Below are 18,642 nucleotides of genomic sequence, written 5' to 3' on the forward strand. Positions count from 1 at the left end.
TAGCCAGTCATCGAGGCGGGGGCGTGTCGGCGGGTGAAGTTCGGCGGGTGACCTTCACGACCTGCTCGAACGACGCATCCAACGACGAGTCGCGCCCCGGCGGCTGTCCGACAGTGCGATTCGAGCCGCACTGCGACCACTGGCTCCGGACACACCGCCACCGGGATGAGTCGATGCTCCGGTCAGATACAACCCGTCTGCTCCCGGAACGCGATGGCCGGACAGTTCCGGAAGCGGTCGCCACAACATCATCTGATCGAGTGACATCTCGACGTGCATGACATTTCCGCCGATCATCCCCAATTCCGACTCGATGTCCCGGGGAGTCTGAATGAACCGGTCGAGGACGGAATCGGCGAACCCGGGTGCGAAAGCCTCCATCTCGCCGACGATCCGGTCGGCCTCCGCCTCGGCGACCGATGCCCAATCGCGATGTCCGCTGAGGCGATACGGCTGCCACTGCGACCACAGTGTCACCTGATGCCGACCGGCCGGGGCGATCGTGGGATCGATTCCGCTGAAACTCATTCCGAGAACCGCAGGGCGAGGAGGAAGTTCCCCCGCCAGTGCTGCGCCGTGTGCAGTGCGCAAGTGTGCGCGATCGGAGACGAGTAATTGCAATCCCGAGGTACTTTCCCGTGTCGTGGCGTCGCCGCGGTACGACGGAAGCGCGGATGTCGCCAGTCGAAGTACCGCGCCGATGCCGGGGCCGACCCTGATTTTCCGCCGCCAGTGATCGAGCGTGGTTCGGTCGAAGCCCCCTCGGCCCAGGAGATCGAGCGTGGTCAGGATGTGGCACCCGGCGATTACCTTGCGAGCGTGAACTTCTCGACCGCTCTCGGTTGTGGCGGTCCAGTGACTCGAGTTTCGGCGGATCGACGTCACGCCGTCACCGAGCGCGACCGTGGCGCCGTCGACAGCCATCCGGGAGGCCAGCGCAGCACTCAGTGCGCCGCTTCCACCGACTGCTCGCCCTGGCGGCAAGACGTGCATGAGGGCCGCGAAGCCGACCATCGGAGCGGTTCCCGGTTCCGACATCGCAGGCCCGGACTGGGCGCCGAACCACGCAAGCGCTGCTTTGAGTGCCTCACTGTCGAAATACTCGTCGAGCAGTGCGTCGCCAGGCGCGAGGAACTGCCGAGACAGTTCGCTGTTGCCGCGTGCGGTGGCGAGACCTCCGAACGCACCGATCAGGTTCGATCCGGTGGGCGGTGCGGAAAACGCTTTCATGACATGTCGACTGCGCTCCGACCAGACCGCGACGAATCGCCGGTAGGAGTCGGCGTCCTTTGTCCCGCATGCTCGTTCGATGGACCAGCAGGTTGCGTCGAGGTCGCGGTGAAACACGATGCCCGGCCCGTCGGTGCCCGGGGCGGGCGGCGCGAACGCCCACGGGTCACAGTCGATGTAGCGCAGTCCGTGCGCGCCGAGTCCGAGTTCCTCGATGATGCCGCTGTGTCGGATCATGAGGTGTGCCGACGACCCCCGGTCCACCTTGTATCCGGGAAATCGCTCGACGGTCGAGACGGCGCCGCCGAGAACCGTGTCCTTCTCCAGAACCTCGACCGACCAACCCTCGCGTGCGAGGTAGGCGGCCGATACGAGCGCGTTGTGTCCGGAGCCGACGACGACGGCGTCGAGAAGCGCGCTCACAGTGGGAGTCCACGGCCGAGGACTGCGAACGGCCGGTTGTCGCCGGCAAAACGAAATCTGCGGAGCACGTCACGAAAGCCGAGGCGACGGTACAGCCGCCAGGCTCGGTTGTCCTCGTCGTACACCTCGGGTGTCGACAACAGAACACTGCGTTCGGGTCGATCGACGAGGAGGTGACGCAAGAGCGATTCGCCCAACCGGTGACCTTGTCCGTTCGGATGCACGTGGAGTTCGGTGAGTTCGAAGTAGTCGCTCAGAATCGCGTCGATCTCGCTCTGGGGACGACCCGAGCGCCGAAGCCCGTGCAGTACCTGTTGATGCCACCACTGGTCCGGGCTCCCGCGATACCCGTAAGCGATCCCCACCAGCGGCAGATTTTCGTGTGACGGTTGCTGAGGAACCGCCAATGCGCCGACGGCCTTCCAGCCAGGCCGGTTCGCGTGCTCCTGCCACATCGGTGCGCGATGGAACTCGGTTCCTCGCGGATAGTCCATCGCGGTGACGTACACGGCCAGTGCCTCGTGGAGTCGACTCGCGAATTCTGCGCGATCGAGGTCGACCGTATGTGGTGTCCAGGCGATCTGCGGGTCGACCGGTCTCACCTCTTCTCTTGACGGCGTGTCGGTGGGTGCAGTTATATTGAATAGGTCGAACAGATGTTCGATGTGGGTGATCCGGAGATGCCCGAAGGGAAGCGGGCATCTCCGGCCCACCTGGTCTTGGATCCTCACGGTGCAGGAGGTGCCCCGATGTCCGAGCGTGTGAAGCCTGAACGTGTGAAGTGCCAACGAACTCTTCCTGCCGAGTTGTCGAGTCCGTCGGATGCCGCAATTTCTCGATTGCCGATGTCGGCGAGGCGGTCCTTCGGCGCGACGGACGCCAGCCACCGCACTGCTCGAGTGGGAAAGTCCGGTGTGGCGTGGGGGCTGCTCCGGAAGGCGGATGCGCTTCTCGAGGAAGCGATTGGGGCGGGCGATCCTGCCGACCGGTTCCGGTGTGCCTATCTGGCGGCCCTACGTGGTGCCGGGGCAGTGTTGGCCGCAGCTCCTGCCGGTGCCGGCTCGAAGCGCAAGCGAAGCGGAAACGCGTGGGTTCTGATGGACGCCGCAGCGCCCGCGTTCGGAGCGTGGTCGAAATTCTTCGCAGGGTGGTCCGCTACGCGTGCGGCCGTGGAAACCGGCGTGTCGATCGTGATCACGGACTCCGATTCCGACGCATTCTTCGCCGAGGTCGGCCGTTTTCTCACAGCGGTCGAAGATTTCATCGGTCAGGACGCGTCCGAGCATTTGCGAGCGTCGTGAACAAATGGTCCGTGTCGGCAGTTGTTTCCGGGGAATTTCCTGGTCCGCACAGGCAAATGGAGCCGAATCGGGGCCCTTCGGCACGAATACGTACGCTTGTGGCGGAACTCGTACCCGGAGTTGGTGGTCCGAGACCTAAACTGCTCGTATTATGAAAACAGGTAATCGTCCAACTTGATTACCCGCCGCCTCACACCGTGGGGTGGTTGCCAAACTTCCAGTGCCGGGGGAGGTACCGTGCCACTCTCCGAGCACGAGCAGCGCATGCTCGATCAGATCGAGAGCGCTCTCTATGCCGAAGACCCCAAGTTCGCCTCCAATGTGAGGGGCGGCCGTATGCGGGCGCCGTCGAGTAGACGGCGGTTCCAAGCAGCGGCTCTATTCGTGCTGGGTCTGGTCCTGCTGATCGCGGGGGTTGCACTCCCGCTCAAGCCGGGCGGTTTTCCGATCATCAGCCTGTTCGGTTTCTTGTTCATGTTCGGCGCAGGGGTGTTGTTCCTCTGGGGTGGTGGACGTAAGTCTGCGCCGGCCGCCGACTCCGCTTCCGAAGGTGGCAATCATCCCTCCGGTCCGCCGGGTAGGGGTAGTGCCGGCGGATCCGGGCGGGGACGCGGCCGGAAGTCTGGCGGCGGATTCTCGTCGCGGATGGAAGATCGATTCAAACGCAGGTTCGAGCAGGACTAGCTCTCCCGCCCTTCTTCGGGCGTACTTCGAGAGTGATGCAGTTCGGACGTGACGCCCTCTTCAGGGCACGGACGACCACACGTGTGGCGGTCGGCAACCAAGGTTGCCGACCGCCACACGCCGTTGCTGTGGGTGTTGTACGTGTGCGCCGGCAATCCATCGAGTGAATCAGTGACGTGCGAGCGAATCGCTCGCCACTCCTGCTGCCTCAGGGCATGCCCGCGGGCTTCCTCCACTTCGCTCCACTCGGCCCTCCACTTTCCTCCACCCTGGTCGAACTGCAACGCACGACCAGACCTCGTCCCGCTCACGTCTATTCGAAAACCGCGCTTGTACTGCGATTTTGTGTGGGGGAGCAACAGATCGTGGCGTAAAGGGTCGATCTGACGGCGGTGTGGGCCGGGACACGGTTACAAATTTCCCCCACGTCTCCCCACCTGCGCTGACCTGCTATTTATCAGCAAATGATGCTGAATAGGGACCATGTGCTCCTTGTTTGTGGGGGAAAGTGGGGTACTGTGGGTTCGGGCGGAGAGCTGAAGCACGATCCGCTCGATAGGGAGGGTTTCAGCGCAAGCTCGCAGGAGGTGTCGAGTGTTCCTCGGTACCTTCACGCCGAAGCTCGACGACAAAGGTCGGCTCACGTTGCCGGCAAAGTTCCGAGACGAACTGGCAGGAGGATTGATGATCACCAAGAGTCAGGATCACAGCCTCGCCATCTACCCCCGGGACGAGTTCGTCAAGCTTGCTCGAAAGGCAGCGGCAGCTCCACGCAATGATCCGGCAGCTCGGGCGTATGTCCGTGCCCTGGCCGCCGGCACAGATGAACAGCACGCCGATGCCCAGGGGCGAATCACCCTCTCGGCTGATCATCGGCGTTACGCAAACCTGTCCAAGGAATGCGTAGTGACCGGCTCCGTCGATTACCTCGAGATCTGGGATCTAGCAGCCTGGGAGAGGTATCTCGGAGACAACGAAGAGGACTATTCGCAGGCAACAGGCGAATCTCTCAGCGAGATCGTCTAGGCGAAGAGCCCCCGGCGAATGCCGCGAGGCCTCTGCCCGGAAAGACCCTGACGCACTTCCCCAGCGCCAGGTTCTCCTTCGGGCAGGGACCTCGAAGCATTCGCCTTCTCGAACAGTCATCGCCTTCTCGGAAAGTCAGCACCTTTTCGTAAAGTCATCGGAAATCATGAAAGTAGGAGCCGGAGCAATCATGGTGGATCACGAGGTGAACGAACCCTCGGATGCCGATGGCTTCGCGCACGTCCCTGTACTTCTGCACCGCGCCGACGATCTTCTCGGCCCTGCCATCACCGCCGTCGGTGACGGTGGAGCGGGCGCATACATGATCGATGCAACGTTGGGGCTCGGTGGCCACTCCGAATTCTTCCTGGGCAAGTACCCGGGCCTTCACCTCATCGGTCTCGATCGCGACACCAACGCACTCCGGATCGCTTCCGAGCGTCTGGCGCCATTCGCGGACCGAACGACGTTCGTGCACACCACGTATGACGGGATCGAGGACGCGCTCGAACAGGCAGGTCTGCCGTCGACGGAGTCGGTTCACGCGATCCTTTTCGATCTGGGTGTGTCGTCGATGCAGTTGGACGAAGCCGACCGAGGTTTTGCGTACTCGATCGACGCTCCTCTCGACATGCGGATGGATCAGACGGTCGGGCTGACCGCGGCAGAGGTCCTGAACACTTACAGTCACGGCGACCTTGCTCGCATTCTGAGCACGTACGGCGAAGAACGGTTCGCGGGAAAGATTGCGTCCGAGATCCTTCGGCAGCGTGAGCGTGAACCCTTCACCACCAGTGCAGCTCTGGTCGAATTGCTGTACCGAACAATCCCGGCAGCCACGCGGCGTACGGGGGGACACCCGGCCAAGCGCACCTTCCAAGCGCTGCGGATCGAAGTCAATGCCGAGTTGGATTCGCTTCGTGCAGCCGTTCCTGCCGGGCTCGACGCACTGGCAGTCGGTGGGCGAGTGGTGTTCATGTCCTACCAGTCGCTCGAGGATCGAGTTGTGAAGGCGGAGTTGGTTCCCCGCTCGAAGTCCACCAGTCCTGAAGGACTACCGGTCGAGTTGCCGGGTATGGGACCGGAGTTCCGCATTCTCACCCGTGGCGCAGAACGTGCGTCAGAGCAGGAAATCGAAGAGAACCCACGATCAGCTCCGGTGCGTTTGCGTGCCGCAGAACGCATTTCCAGGAGGCGGGCATGAGTCGTCAGGGCAAATCCGGTGCAGCGCAACGTGCATACGACAAGCGCACCGCACGGGCGGCAGGCCGGACCGGAACTGTCGCTGCTGCCGGCCCGTCTATCTCTCCTCGGGCGATGCTCAAGGGCAGAGTGCCGTTCGTGGCCTCCGTCATCGGACTTCTGTCCATCGGTCTCGCGGTGACTCTGCTGCTGACCACTCGCGCTGCCGAGGATTCGTACCAACTCAGTGATGCACGTGCATACAACCAGTCTTTGGTCGAGCAGAAAGCAGCGCTCGAACGTGACTTCCAGTCGCGTAACTCGGCTCCGGAGTTGGCAAATCAGGCAAGCGCTCTCGGCATGGTCCCCGCCAAGGACCCTGCACGACTGGTAGTTCATCCGGACGGTTCGGTCGAGGTCGTCGGAACGCCGACTCCCGCGACTGCCGGAGCTATGCCTCCGCTCGATGCGCCCACATCGGTGCCCGCACCGACTGCGACACCCCCGCGCACCACAACGCCGGTTGCTCCCGGAGCCACGCCGAGCGTTCCGAATAACACGCGAAACCTCGCGCAGAGTGAACAATTGGTTCCTGTGATCCCCACGACGACAGCACCCGCCACCACGACGGCGGTGCCTGCTCCGCCTGAGGAACGTCGGTGAGTCAGAACTCCCGTAACAACCCCGGTCGGCGTCCGCGCCGCTCGGCCACCGCCTCATTTCCGTTTCGTCAGCGAGTCGGTCGTATCACCATGTGTGGTGCGCTCGCCGTTGCGGCATTGCAGCTCTTGTGGATTCAGGGAATCGACGCGCCGAGTCTGGCTGCGGAATCTGCCAATCAACGAACCACGACCCAGGTCGATCCGGCTGTACGTGGCTCGATAACCGATCGCAACGGAAACCCCCTCGCCTTCACCATGGAAGCCAAGGCGCTGACTTTCCAGCCGGTGCGGGTACGCAAGGAACTCGAGGAAGCGCGCGCCAAGAGCATCGAGCAGGGCGCCGAGGGTGACAAGCAGGCGCCGGAAGTGAGCGATCGCCTCGCCGAGATCGCCGCCGGAATCCACGCCAAGCTCGGCGATACCGTTCCGGAAAAAGATCTGCTTCAGAAGATGAACAGCAACGAGACTTTCACGTACCTCGCGCGCAGCGTGGATCCGGCGGTTGCTGCCGAGATCTCGGACAAGTTCCGGGAGGTCGGCCTCGAGCGTCAGGACATCCGCGAGTACCCCGGTGGCTCTCTGGCCGCGAATCTCGTCGGCGCGACCGGCTGGGACGGGCACGGTTTGCTCGGTCTCGAAGATTCGATGGACTCCACGCTCGCCGGAACCGATGGATCCGAAACGTATGACCGCGGTTCCGACGGCGCTGTGATCCCCGGTAGCTGGCGTGACAAGCAACCGGCAGTCAACGGTTCGGGTGTCGAGCTGACCATCGATTCGGACCTCCAGTTCTACGTTCAGCAGCAGGTCCAGATCGCCAAGGACAAGTCGGGCGCAAAGAACGCTTCGGTTGTGGTCATGGACTCCAAGACGGGACAGGTGTTGGCCATGTCCAACGACAGCACCTTCAACCCCGCAATCGGCATCGACAAGAACGCGCCGACAGCCGAAATGGGCAATCCGTCGGTCAGTACGCCGTTCGAGCCCGGATCGGTGAACAAGATCGTCACCGCAGCAGCGGCCATCGAGGACGGTAAGACAACTCCGGACGAAGTTCTGCAGGTCCCGGGCAGCATCACGATGTCCGGTGCCACAGTCAAGGACGCGTGGGATCACGGTGTGGCCCCGTACACCTCTACCGGTGTATTCGGAAAGTCCTCGAACGTCGGCACCTTGATGCTCGCTCAGCGAGTGGGCGAGGATCGCTACGCAGACATGCTGAACAGGTTCGGCCTCGGACAACGCACCGACGTCGGACTTCCCGGCGAGAGCGCGGGCAGCGTTCCGAGTCGCGACCAGTGGTCCGGCGGAACCTTCGCGAACCTGCCGATCGGGCAGGGTCTCTCGATGACAACCCTGCAGATGACCGGGATGTACCAGGCCATTGCCAACGACGGCGTGCGAATTCCTCCGCGGATCGTGAAGTCGACTGTCGATTCTTCCGGCACGCGGACCGAGACGCCGCAGCCCGAGGGCGTCGAGGTGGTCAGCGCCCAGACAGCGGCGACCGTTCGGGACATGTTCCGGTCGGTCACTCAGGAAGACACCGGCAACCAACGAGGAACCGGTGTTGCCGCGGGTGTGGAGGGATACCAGGTCAGTGGAAAGACCGGGACCGCGCAGCAGGTGGATCCCGCGTGCAAGTGCTACTCCAACTCCAACTACTGGATCACCTTCGCGGGAATCGCGCCTGCGGACAATCCTCGATTCGTGATCGGAATCATGCTCGACGCACCGGTTCGCGGCGTGGACGGCGGCGGCGGTCAGTCGGCGGCACCGTTGTTCCACAACATCGCGTCGTGGATGCTCCAGCGTGACAGTGTCCCGATGTCGCCGGACCCCGGTCGCAAGTTGGTGTTGCAGGCGGACTGATTGCGGTGTGTCGGTTTCGACACGGTCTTCGGGTGAATCCCGGACACGGTAATCTCAAACGTCGCAGTAACCTCATTCATCGCAGTGCGCCGAACTTTGCTTGCGTTGCGACCGCCATAGACAACGACCGCCATAGACAACGACCGCGATAGAACAACGACAATTGCCAGGAGTCGAGTGACAGTGCCGAATCGTTTGCAATCGTCGAACTCGGACGGCGCTCCCGGGACGCGTCCGACACAACCGGTTGCTACCGCGATCACGGCGCTCTCCGAACTGTCCGGGGCTCGCCTCGAATGGGTGGGGCAACCGGGATCACAGTCCTCGGAGGTCGTCGTCAAGGGCGTCGACCTGCGTGCGCAGGGAATCGTGACCGATGACCTCTTCGCCGCTCTGCCCGGTGCACGGACCCATGGCGCTCAGTTCGCCGTCGACGCTCTGGGGCGCGGTGCGACCGCGATCTTGACCGACGAGGCCGGCCTCGAACTGATCGAGGCCGCGGACAAGGCGCCTGACCGGTCCGTCCCAGTTCTCGTTCATCCGAACCCGCGGGATGTGCTCGGTGAGATCTCCGCGGAAATCTACGGCCGGCCCTCAGAGAAGATGCAGGTCGTCGGCATTACCGGTACATCGGGCAAGACCACGACGTCGTACTTGCTCGAAGCTGCGATTGCCGGAGCCGGCCGCAAGCCCGGCCTGGTCGGGACCATCGAGACTCGAATCGACGGCCGCCGGGTGCCCAGCGCTCTGACCACGCCGGAAGCTCCGCAACTGCATGCTCTGTTCGCCGTGATGGCAGAGCAGGGGATCGATACCGTCGTCATGGAGGTCTCCAGTCACGCTCTTGCTCTCGGACGCGTCGACGGCATCCGCTTCGACATCGGCGCGTTCACCAATCTTTCGCAGGACCACCTGGATTTCCATCGGGACTTCGAGGAGTACTTCCAGGCCAAGGCTCGGTTGTTCGATCCTGAGTCGACGGTGCGAGCCGAGCATGCCGTCGTCTGCGTCGACGACGTGTGGGGTCGACGGATGGCCGAGTTGGCCGCGACCGACGAGAGCGACGCGGTGACCACGGTCTCGACCTCGACGGCCGAGGCCGAGTGGACGGTCGGCGCAGTCGAGGTTGCCGAGGACGGCTCGCAGACCTTCGAGTTGGTCGGGCCGGATGGACAGTCGTGGCCAGTCTCACTTCGTCTCCCCGGGCGATACAACGTGGCCAACGCTGCGCTGGCGTTGACCGTCAGTTTTGCTGCGGGACTCGACCCGGACGCGGCTGTTCGAGCGCTCGGGACCGTGGACGTCCCGGGGCGAGTTCAGCGGATCGACCGGGGGCAGAGCTTTCTCGCCGTGGTCGACTACGCCCACAAGCCGGCAGCGCTCGAAGCCGTGATCGCCACGCTGCGCAACCAGGTTCCCGGCCGAGTGGCCGTGGTGGTCGGTGCGGGCGGTGACCGCGACGCCGGCAAACGGGCACTCATGGGTGAAGCGGGTGCGCGAGGCGCAGACCTGCTGATCGTCACCGACGACAACCCACGCACCGAGGATCCGGCGAAGATTCGCGCTTCGGTGATGCAAGGCGCCATGGACGTGCCCGAATCCGAACGCGGCGAGGTTCGCGAAGTGGGGGACCGGGCCGCCGCGATCGAGCAAGCAGTCCGGTGGGCACAGCCAGGAGATGTCGTCCTGGTGGCAGGCAAAGGCCACGAAGTAGGTCAAGAAATCGACGGGGTCAAACACCCGTTCGACGACCGCGAGGTGTTGGGCGAAATGATCGGCCGATTCGCGATCAACACAGCACATGGAGGCAAGCAATGATCCCGATGACGCTCTCTCGGATCGCCGAGATCGTCGGAGGAACCCTGCACGACGTCGACGATTCGTCGACGCAGGTGACTGGAACCGTCGAATTCGATTCGCGCAAAGTAGCTCCAGGTGGGCTCTTCCTCGCCCTACCCGGAGCGCGTGTCGACGGTCATGATCACGCGGAAGCGGCGGTGGTAGCGGGCGCTGTGGCGGTGCTCGCGGCGCGGCCGGTCGGAGTTCCGGCAATCGTCGTTCCATCGGTGCCGAACGACGGTCCCAGTGCAGTGATGCTGCTCGAACACGACACCGACGGGTCCGGAGCCGCGGTCCTGCATGCCCTCGGCCTTCTGGCCCGAGCAGTCGTCGACGAACTGGCAACTGATGGCACACCGGCCGATGGTGGACTGACGCTGGTCGGTGTCACTGGTTCTGCCGGCAAGACCTCGACCAAGGATCTGATAGCAGCGCTGCTGCGCGAGTGCGGCGAGGTGGTTGCGCCCCCCGGGTCGTTCAACAACGAATTGGGTCTGCCGTGGACAGTGCTCCGCGCCGACGAGAATACCCGCTTCCTCGTTCTCGAGATGTCGGCCCGTGGGGTCGGTCATGTCGGCGAACTGACGAAGATCGCGCCGCCGAAGATCGGCGTAGTTCTCAATGTGGGCACTGCCCATCTCGGTGAGTTCGGTTCGCGTGAAGCGATCGCGGTCGCCAAAGGTGAACTGGTGGAAGCACTCCCGTCGGCAGCCGACGGTGGAGTTGCGGTCCTCAACGCCGACGACCGCATGGTCGCCGCAATGGCGAGTCGAACCAAGGCCCGGATCGTATTCGTCGGTCAGTCGGAAGACTGCGACGTTCGGGCGACCGACGTGGTTGTCGACGACCAGGCCAGGGCTTCCTTCACACTGAACTGTTCACAGGGTTCTGCACGTATTCGCCTGGCCGTTCACGGCGAACACCACGTGAGCAACGCCCTGGCCGCGGCGGCCGTCGCACTCGAGAACGGCCTCGCGGTTGCAGACATCGCACGTGTCCTCGAGGGCACGAAGGCAGCGTCCGCGAGGCGGATGGAAGTCACCGAGCGCGCCGACGGCGTCACCGTCGTCAACGACAGTTACAACGCCAATCCCGATTCCATGCGCGCCGCCCTCAAAGCGTTGGTGTCCATGGCGCGATCGGATCGGCACTTCGGTCGCCGTAGCTGGGCTGTGCTCGGAGAGATGGGTGAGCTCGGACCGGAATCAGTTGTCGAGCACGACGCGATCGGTCGCCTGGCCGTCAGACTCGATGTCAGCAAGTTGATCGTCGTCGGAACGGGCCGCACCTCGCGTGCGATGCATCAAGGTGCGGTGATGGAGGGGTCGTGGGGTGACGAGTCCGTCGTCGTGCCCGACGCAGCTGCGGCAATCGCCATTCTCGAAGCGGAACTCGAACCGGGCGATCTCGTCCTGGTGAAGGCGTCCAAGTCGGTTGAACTGTGGACGGTCGCCGAAGCGATACTGGCTGCAACGCCCAACACCGACAGCGAGAACACCGGTGACGCGAACACCGATGGCGAGAACGGCGGGGATTCGCAGTGATCCAGATTCTTCTCGCCGCCGGCATCGCGCTGGCGGTCTCCATCATGCTCACGCCGATCCTGATCAAGGCGTTCTCGAAACAAGGTTTCGGGCAGGAGATCCGAACCGAAGGTCCAGCCAGTCACCAGGCCAAGCGCGGCACTCCCACGATGGGCGGCGTCGCGATCCTGACCGGAATCTGGGCCGGCTATCTCGGCTCACACCTCATCGGTCTCGGCATGGACAACGCGGAGGGGCCATCGGCGTCCGGCCTACTCGTTCTCGGTCTGACCACCGCGCTCGGTGGAGTCGGTTTCCTCGACGACTTCATCAAGATCCGCAAGCAGCGCAATCTGGGACTGAACAAGACAGCGAAGCTGGTCGGACAGTTCGTCGCTGCCATTGTCTTCGGAATCCTGGCCCTTCAGTTCCGCGGTGACGACGGGCTGACTCCGGGCAGTGTTCATCTGTCGTACGTGCGCGACATCGCCACCGTCTCACTCGGGTCCGTGGTCTTCATCGCCTTCTGCTACCTACTGGTCAGCGCCTGGTCCAATGCCGTCAACCTGACCGACGGCCTCGACGGATTGGCCGCCGGTGCGATGAGTTTCGTTCTCGGCGCCTACGTCATCATCACGTTCTGGCAGTTCCGCTACTCGTGCGAGACGAATCCCGGCAAGGGTTGCTACGACGTCCGAGACCCGCTCGACCTCGCGGTGCTCTGCGCGGCCGGCGCCGGCGCGTGCATCGGATTCCTCTGGTGGAATGCCGCACCCGCCAAGATCTTCATGGGCGACACCGGTTCACTTGCCCTCGGCGGCATGCTCGCCGGATTGTCGATCACCACCAGCACGGAACTGTTGATGGTTGTCATCGGTGCACTGTTCGTCGCGGAGGCCGCGTCGGTGGTGATCCAGGTAGCGGTGTTCCGGTCCAGCCGACGGCGGGTGTTCCGAATGGCGCCGTTCCATCACCACTTCGAACTCGCCGGGTGGGCTGAAACCACGGTCATCATCAGATTCTGGTTGCTGGCGGCTATTGCGTCGGCTATCGGATTGGCACTCTTCTACAGCGAATACCTCGCAGCGCTCGGAGGCTGAAAACCATGACCAGCTCAGCGGATTCCGAGAACGACCTGTCCTGGCTCCGCGGTACGCGAGTGCTGGTCGCCGGTGGGCGGGTGTCCGGTCAAGCGACCATCGAACCTCTCGTCGCCCTCGGTGCTGTCGTGACGGTTGCCGATTCGACCTTGGACTTCGCGGAGCGCTGCGCGGAGCTCGGCGCGGACATGGTGACCACCACCTCGATCGAGGATGCCCCGGATTCGATCACCGAGTACGGGCTCGTCGTCACCAGTCCGGGCTTTCGGCCGGATGCACCGATCCTTGCAGCCGCCGCCGGTCACGGGATTCCCATCTGGGGAGACGTCGAGTTCTCCTGGCGCGTCGACCACAGCGGGCACTTCGGCACACCCCGTAAATGGCTCGTCGTGACGGGGACGAACGGAAAGACCACGACGACGTCGATGCTGGCCTCGATTCTCGACGCCGCCGGAGTTGTCGGCCGAGCCTGCGGAAACATCGGGCTGCCGATACTCGACGCACTCGCCGAGACGTCGCCGCGCGTGGAGTACCTCGCTGTCGAACTGTCGTCCTTCCAATTGCACTGGGCGCCTTCGGTGCGTCCGGATGCCGGCGTGGTCCTCAACGTCGCCGAGGATCACCTCGACTGGCACGGCGGAATGAGCGCGTACGCCGAGGCCAAGTCGCGGGCGCTGAGCGGAAAGATCGCGGTGGTCGGCCTCGATGACGCGATCGCTTCCGAACTGGGAACTCGCGCAACTGCAGACATTGTCACCGGGTTCAGATTGGGTGAACCGGGCGAAGGGGAACTGGGTGTCGAAGCGGGACACCTCGTGGACAACGCATTCGGCGATCACGTCCGCTTGGCCGAAGCAGCGTCGATAGATCCCGCCGGCCCGGCAGGCGTCATGGACGCGCTGGCCGCCGCCGCGTTGGCGCGGGCACTCGGATTCGAGGCAGACGTCGTCGAACGCGGTCTGGCCGCACACAAGGTCGGCCCACACCGAGGGGCGCTGGTCGGCCGTGTCGGGTCCGTTGTGTACATCGACGACTCCAAGGCCACCAATCCGCACGCAGCCCGACCGTCGATACTCGCGCACGATCGCGTCGTCTGGGTTGCAGGCGGTCTGCTCAAGGGAGCCAGCGTCGACCAATTGGTGAGCGAAGTCGGCCCTCGACTCTCCGGCGCTGTCCTTCTCGGGCGTGACGCTGGTGTGATCGAGGACGCGCTCGCGCGACACGCGCCCGATGTTCCCGTGGTGCACGTGATGTCGGGGGACGATGCAGTGGTGAGCGAAAACAGCAGCAACTCGACTCTCACCATCCGGCTGCCGTCGGGTGCCGACGCGGATGCCGTCATGGCCGCAGTGGTAGTCGAAGCTGCCGAGTTGGCGTCCCCCGGTGATGCAGTTGTACTCGCCCCGGCCGCCGCGTCCTTGGACATGTTCGCCAGCTACGGACATCGTGGTGACAGCTTCGCCGCCGCCGTCGCCGCATTACCCGATCCGTTCACGGATTCGCCTGGCCAAGCCGGGAACTTGCTATGACCAAGGGTCCCAAGACCCGAATCGGTGCCTGGTTGGCGCGGCCGTTGGCGTCGTTCCACCTGGTGGTGACGATTGCCACGATGTTGACTGTCTTGGGGCTCGTGATGGTTCTGTCGGCGTCGAGCGTCGAGCAGTACGTGTCCGGTGGCTCGGCGTATTCGTTGTTCACCCAGCAGTTGATCTTCGCGATTCTCGGAGCTGTGCTCTTCTACGTCGCGCTGCGGATCCCGGCGAGAGTGCTCCGGCAGTATTCGTTTCCGCTGTTCGTCGTCGTGCTGATCATGCTGGTACTCGTCCTGATTCCGGGAATCGGCACAGAAGCGCAGGGCGCGCGTCGCTGGTTCAACGTCGGCGGGTTCTCGGTGCAGCCCTCGGAAATCATGAAGGTCGCGTTGGCGATCTGGGGCGCCCATCTGTTGGCTTCGCGGCGGCCGGACGACCGATCCGTGAAGTCGATCCTGATTCCGCTCGTGCCCGCAGCAATGCTGGTCTTCGCGCTGGTCGTCGCGCAACCGAACCTCAGTACGACCATCGCATTGGGAATCATCGTCGGGGCCCTGCTGTGGTTCGGTGGGCTGCCACTGAAGCTCTTCGGCTCGATCGCGGTGACGGGCGTCGTCGTGGCGGGCGTGCTGGCGATGACGGCCGGTTATCGTTCCGATCGAGTTCAAGCCTTCTTCAACAAGAGCGACGACCTGCAGGGCAACAACTATCAGGCCAAGCAGGCTTTGTATTCGCTCGCCGACGGGGGCCTTTTCGGACGCGGACTCGGTCAGAGCGTCGCCAAGTGGAACTACCTACCCAACGCGCACAACGACTTCATCTTCGCGATCATCGGCGAAGAGTTGGGATTTGTCGGCTGCGCAGTGGTGATCGGTTTGTTCGCTGTATTCGTCTACACGGGATTGCGGATCGCAGCCCGCAGCATCGATCCGTTCTGGCGGCTCCTGTCGGCCACTGCAACTACCTGGATCGTCGGCCAGGCAATGATCAACATCGGTTACGTCATCGGACTGCTGCCGGTGACCGGACTCCAGTTGCCCTTGGTCTCCGCCGGCGGTTCGTCCTTGGCGATCACATTGTTCATGTTCGGTGTCATCGCCAATGCAGCGCGCCACGAGCCCGAAGCAGTTGCCGCTCTGAACTCCGGGCAGGACGGCAAGATCTCGAAGTTGCTCAGACTGCCGAAGCCCGTGCTGTACCACCCGCCGTCAGGGGGCCGGCCGATCCGTCGACCGAAGCCCGCACGGCAGATCGAACCGGCACGCGGACGCGACGGCCGGCGCGCGATCGAGACGGGCGATCGACGCAAGCGGGCAGATCAAGGTGCTCGCCCTTCCTCGGATTCCAACCGAGGTGCGGCCGCTGGGTCACGGAAGCGCACCGCGGGAGGGCAGAATGGTCAGCGTCGGCAGGCGCCGACACGTAGGGCACAAGATCCACGAGAAGTTCGAGAGCGAGGAATTCGTAGGTGAGCGGCAACAAATCGGCTCTGTCGGTAGTGGTGGCAGGGGGAGGCACGGCTGGTCACATCGAACCCGCACTTGCTGTCGCGGACGCGGTCAAGGCCGCTGCGCCCGACACCAGAATCACTGCGCTCGGGACGGCGCGTGGTCTCGAAACCACCTTGGTGCCGGCTCGCGGGTACACGCTCGAGCTCATTCCCCCGGTTCCGCTTCCTCGTAAGCCCACGATGGATCTCGTCAAACTGCCGACACGCATCCTCGCCTCGGTGCGCAAGACCCGTGAGGTACTCGATTCCGTCGACGCCGACGTGATCGTCGGTTTCGGTGGTTACGTCGCGCTTCCGGCGTATCTTGCCGCACGTGGCGGTGTTCTTCGGCGCCGCCGCAAGATTCCGATCGTCATCCACGAGGCGAACGCCAGTGCCGGCATCGCGAACAAGATCGGTGCTCGCCTGGCGACGCGGGTGCTTGCTGCTGTTCCGGGTTCCGGAGTGAAGAACCGCGGCGATCAGGACGCCGAGATCGTCGGCATCCCGGTTCGCGCGTCGATCGCCAATTTCGATCGAGCTGGACTCCGCTCGCAAGCTCGCGAGTACTTCGGACTACCTCAGGACGGTCCCGTTCTGCTCGTCTTCGGCGGATCGCAAGGCGCGAAGTCGCTCAACGACGCGGTGTCCGGAGCAGCGGAAGAACTGGCGAAGGCCGGGATCTCGGTCCTTCACGCACACGGACCCAAGAACTCCCTCGAAGTCACGCAGTACTCGGAGACGGCACCGTATGTGGCTGTTCCTTATCTTTCGCGGATGGATCTCGCGTATGCCGCAGCCGACGCGACTATCTGTCGTTCGGGCGCGATGACGGTCGCCGAGGTCTCGGCGGTCGGGCTTCCGGCCGTCTACGTTCCGTTGCCGCACGGCAATGGTGAGCAGGAACTCAACGCGAAACCCGTTGTCGCAGCGGGCGGTGCGATCATCGTCTCCGACAACGAGCTCACGCCGACGTTCGTCGCCGGTACCGTCGTCCCGATGCTGAGCGACAGCGCGCGCCTCGACAAGATGAGCAGTGGCGCTGCCAACGTCGGGCACCGCACCGCGGCAACCGAGATCGCACGGATCGTGCTCGACATCGCGGCAAAGGAAAACGCCGTCCAGGAAAACGCAAGGGGAAACCGATGACCGCGCTGCCCGCCCACCTCGAGCGAGTACACATGGTCGGAATCGGCGGTGCCGGTATGTCCGGCATCGCTCGAATTCTGCTTTCCCGCGGGGGCCTCGTCTCGGGTTCGGACGCCAAGGAGAGCCGAGGAGTCCTGGCGCTCCGTGCACGCGGGGCGCAGGTCCGCATCGGCCACGACGCCGATGCTCTCGACCTGCTGCCGGGTGGTCCGACCGTCGTCGTCACGACGCACGCGGCTATCCCGAAGGACAACCCGGAACTCGTCGAGGCCGCTCGCCGCGGAATCCCGGTGATTCTTCGTCCGGCTGTCCTTGCATCACTGATGCAGGGCAATCGCACGTTCCTGGTTTCGGGTACACACGGCAAGACGTCGACAACGTCGATGCTCGTGGTCGCCCTGCAGCACTGTGGTTTCGACCCTTCGTTCGCCGTTGGCGGCGAACTCAACGAAGCGGGAACGAATGCCCATCACGGCAGCGGTGACGTCTTTGTCGCGGAGGCGGACGAGAGTGACGGGTCGCTGTTGCAGTACGACCCCAACGTGATCGTCGTGACCAACATCGAGGCCGATCACCTCGACTATTTCGGGAGTGTCGAAGCGTATGTGAAGGTGTTCGACGATTTTGTCGACAAGTTGCGTCCGGGTGGGCTCTTGATTGCTTGCCTCGACGACCCGGGATCGGCGGATCTCGCGAAGCGAATCGTGGCCTCGGGCCGTTCGGACATCCGGGTACTCGGTTACGGATCGGCAGACGCGCAGGAAGTGGAGGCGGGCACCGCCTTCGAGCCTGTCGACGGTGTCGAGGTCGGAGTCCGACTACTGGGCTTCCATGCGCACGATGTCGGGGGAGTCCTGCAGTTCCACCTGGCGGGCGAGAGCGCCGCGCGAACCGTGCGGATGGCAGTGCCGGGTCGTCACATGGCGCTCAACGCACTTGCGGCTCTACTGGCTGCCCGTGACGCCGGCGCCGAGACGGAGGAGATCGTCGAGGGGCTCGCCGGATTCGGTGGCGTACACCGCCGGTTCCAGTTCACCGGCCGCGAGCGTGGTGTCCGGGTGTTCGACGACTACGCCCACCATCCGACCGAAGTTCGTGCGGTTCTCGGCGCGGCGGCGGATCTGGTTCGACCGGAGGACGATTCGTCGTCGACCAATTCGGCAGCCGGACGCGTGATCGTGGTCTTCCAACCTCATCTCTATTCACGCACCGCCGCGTTTGCCGAGGAGTTCGCGCAGGCGCTGGACTTGGCCGACGAGGTTGTCGTTCTCGATGTCTACGGCGCTCGCGAAGAGCCGATGCCGGGCGTCAGTGGTGCGCTGGTCGCTCAGTCGGTCACGAAACCTGTTCACTATCAACCGGATCTGTCACAGGCGCCGAAGCAGGTGGCGGCGTTGGCTCACCCCGGCGACATCGTCATCACGATGGGTGCCGGTGACGTGACCATGCTCGGCAAACAGATCCTCGATGCTTTGCGTTCGGCGCCGCATCCCGCGCCGCGATGACACCCGACGCACGAAGTCGGCGCGGGCGTCGAGATCCTCGAGCCAGACAAGCCACCAGTACGCGTCGGCGCAGTACTCGCACCGAATCGCGATACTCGACGCGGTCGACGGAGCCGGCTCCCGAA

Annotated in this window: 15 protein-coding genes; 13 read left to right on the forward strand and 2 right to left on the reverse strand. The window is 63.9% G+C overall.

What is annotated here, in order from left to right; all coding sequences use genetic code 11:
- Positions 1–54: 54 nt before the first annotated feature.
- Together GN300_RS28250 and GN300_RS28255 are read right to left on the reverse strand one after the other, a co-directional pair.
- The gene (locus GN300_RS28250) at positions 55–1,653 is read right to left on the reverse strand and encodes an NAD(P)/FAD-dependent oxidoreductase (RefSeq protein ID WP_042452826.1); all 1,599 of its coding nucleotides are present in this window, start codon (positions 1,651–1,653) and stop codon (positions 55–57) included.
- Complete coding sequence (locus GN300_RS28255; RefSeq protein ID WP_003941672.1) at positions 1,650–2,255, reverse strand: N-acetyltransferase; 606 nt, start codon at positions 2,253–2,255, stop codon at positions 1,650–1,652. The genes GN300_RS28250 and GN300_RS28255 overlap by 4 nt, the downstream gene beginning before the upstream one ends.
- 147 nt (positions 2,256–2,402) lie before the next feature.
- Here GN300_RS28255 and GN300_RS28260 point away from each other — a divergent pair, with 147 nt between their 5' ends.
- From GN300_RS28260 to murC, 13 genes are all read left to right on the forward strand, one after another.
- Positions 2,403–2,954 carry an SAV_6107 family HEPN domain-containing protein gene (locus GN300_RS28260; RefSeq protein ID WP_231783463.1) on the forward strand — a complete coding sequence of 184 codons (552 nt, stop codon included), beginning with the start codon at positions 2,403–2,405 and terminating at the stop codon, positions 2,952–2,954.
- Positions 2,955–3,191: 237 nt separating this feature from the next.
- Positions 3,192–3,638: a DUF3040 domain-containing protein gene (locus tag GN300_RS28265; protein ID WP_003941660.1), complete on the forward strand. Its 447-nt coding sequence runs from the start codon at positions 3,192–3,194 to the stop codon at positions 3,636–3,638.
- A gap of 594 nt (positions 3,639–4,232) precedes the next feature.
- The gene (gene mraZ / locus GN300_RS28270) at positions 4,233–4,664 is read left to right on the forward strand and encodes a division/cell wall cluster transcriptional repressor MraZ (RefSeq protein WP_003941779.1); all 432 of its coding nucleotides are present in this window, start codon (positions 4,233–4,235) and stop codon (positions 4,662–4,664) included.
- A 190-nt stretch (positions 4,665–4,854) separates the two neighbouring features.
- Complete coding sequence (rsmH, locus tag GN300_RS28275) at positions 4,855–5,868, forward strand: 16S rRNA (cytosine(1402)-N(4))-methyltransferase RsmH (RefSeq protein ID WP_007730079.1); 1,014 nt, start codon at positions 4,855–4,857, stop codon at positions 5,866–5,868.
- Positions 5,865–6,509 (forward strand): hypothetical protein, encoded by a 645-nt coding sequence (locus GN300_RS28280; protein WP_003941715.1) that lies wholly within the window; start codon positions 5,865–5,867, stop codon positions 6,507–6,509. The genes rsmH and GN300_RS28280 overlap by 4 nt, the downstream gene beginning before the upstream one ends.
- Entirely contained in the window at positions 6,506–8,380 is a 1,875-nt protein-coding gene (locus tag GN300_RS28285) for a penicillin-binding protein 2 (protein ID WP_003941764.1), read from the forward strand. The genes GN300_RS28280 and GN300_RS28285 overlap by 4 nt, the downstream gene beginning before the upstream one ends.
- A 183-nt stretch (positions 8,381–8,563) precedes the next feature.
- A complete protein-coding gene (locus tag GN300_RS28290) occupies positions 8,564–10,198 on the forward strand; it encodes a UDP-N-acetylmuramoyl-L-alanyl-D-glutamate--2,6-diaminopimelate ligase (protein WP_042921840.1) in 1,635 nt (544 codons plus the stop codon).
- Positions 10,195–11,763 carry a UDP-N-acetylmuramoyl-tripeptide--D-alanyl-D-alanine ligase gene (murF, locus tag GN300_RS28295; RefSeq protein ID WP_063316152.1) on the forward strand — a complete coding sequence of 523 codons (1,569 nt, stop codon included), beginning with the start codon at positions 10,195–10,197 and terminating at the stop codon, positions 11,761–11,763. The genes GN300_RS28290 and murF overlap by 4 nt, the downstream gene beginning before the upstream one ends.
- Positions 11,760–12,842, forward strand: a complete 1,083-nt coding sequence (gene mraY / locus GN300_RS28300; protein ID WP_063316151.1) for a phospho-N-acetylmuramoyl-pentapeptide-transferase — start codon at positions 11,760–11,762, stop codon at positions 12,840–12,842. Before murF ends, mraY begins: the two co-directional genes overlap by 4 nt.
- A gap of 5 nt (positions 12,843–12,847) precedes the next feature.
- On the forward strand, positions 12,848–14,371 hold the full coding sequence (gene murD, locus GN300_RS28305) for a UDP-N-acetylmuramoyl-L-alanine--D-glutamate ligase (RefSeq protein ID WP_063316150.1): 1,524 nt from the start codon (positions 12,848–12,850) through the stop codon (positions 14,369–14,371).
- Entirely contained in the window at positions 14,368–15,846 is a 1,479-nt protein-coding gene (gene ftsW, locus GN300_RS28310; protein ID WP_007730088.1) for a putative lipid II flippase FtsW, read from the forward strand. Before murD ends, ftsW begins: the two co-directional genes overlap by 4 nt.
- On the forward strand, positions 15,843–17,012 hold the full coding sequence (murG, locus tag GN300_RS28315; RefSeq protein WP_003941767.1) for an undecaprenyldiphospho-muramoylpentapeptide beta-N-acetylglucosaminyltransferase: 1,170 nt from the start codon (positions 15,843–15,845) through the stop codon (positions 17,010–17,012). The genes ftsW and murG overlap by 4 nt, the downstream gene beginning before the upstream one ends.
- The gene (gene murC, locus GN300_RS28320; protein ID WP_030537033.1) at positions 17,009–18,517 is read left to right on the forward strand and encodes a UDP-N-acetylmuramate--L-alanine ligase; all 1,509 of its coding nucleotides are present in this window, start codon (positions 17,009–17,011) and stop codon (positions 18,515–18,517) included. The genes murG and murC overlap by 4 nt, the downstream gene beginning before the upstream one ends.
- Positions 18,518–18,642 lie beyond the last annotated feature (125 nt).

Source organism: Rhodococcus sp. Ni2, from assembly GCF_021352185.1.
In the GTDB taxonomy this organism is placed as follows: Bacteria; Actinomycetota; Actinomycetes; order Mycobacteriales; family Mycobacteriaceae; genus Rhodococcus_F; species Rhodococcus_F qingshengii.

Excerpts from the sequence above, each read along its gene's own strand:
- GN300_RS28260 (WP_231783463.1), top strand. The coding sequence starts at position 2,403 with ATGTCCGAGCGTGTGAAGCCTGAACGTGTGAAGTGCCAACGAACTCTT.
- rsmH (WP_007730079.1), top strand. The coding sequence starts at position 4,855 with ATGGTGGATCACGAGGTGAACGAACCCTCGGATGCCGATGGCTTCGCG.
- GN300_RS28280 (WP_003941715.1), top strand. The coding sequence starts at position 5,865 with ATGAGTCGTCAGGGCAAATCCGGTGCAGCGCAACGTGCATACGACAAG.
- murF (WP_063316152.1), top strand. The coding sequence starts at position 10,195 with ATGATCCCGATGACGCTCTCTCGGATCGCCGAGATCGTCGGAGGAACC.
- murD (WP_063316150.1), top strand. The coding sequence starts at position 12,848 with ATGACCAGCTCAGCGGATTCCGAGAACGACCTGTCCTGGCTCCGCGGT.
- ftsW (WP_007730088.1), top strand. The coding sequence starts at position 14,368 with ATGACCAAGGGTCCCAAGACCCGAATCGGTGCCTGGTTGGCGCGGCCG.
- murC (WP_030537033.1), top strand. The coding sequence starts at position 17,009 with ATGACCGCGCTGCCCGCCCACCTCGAGCGAGTACACATGGTCGGAATC.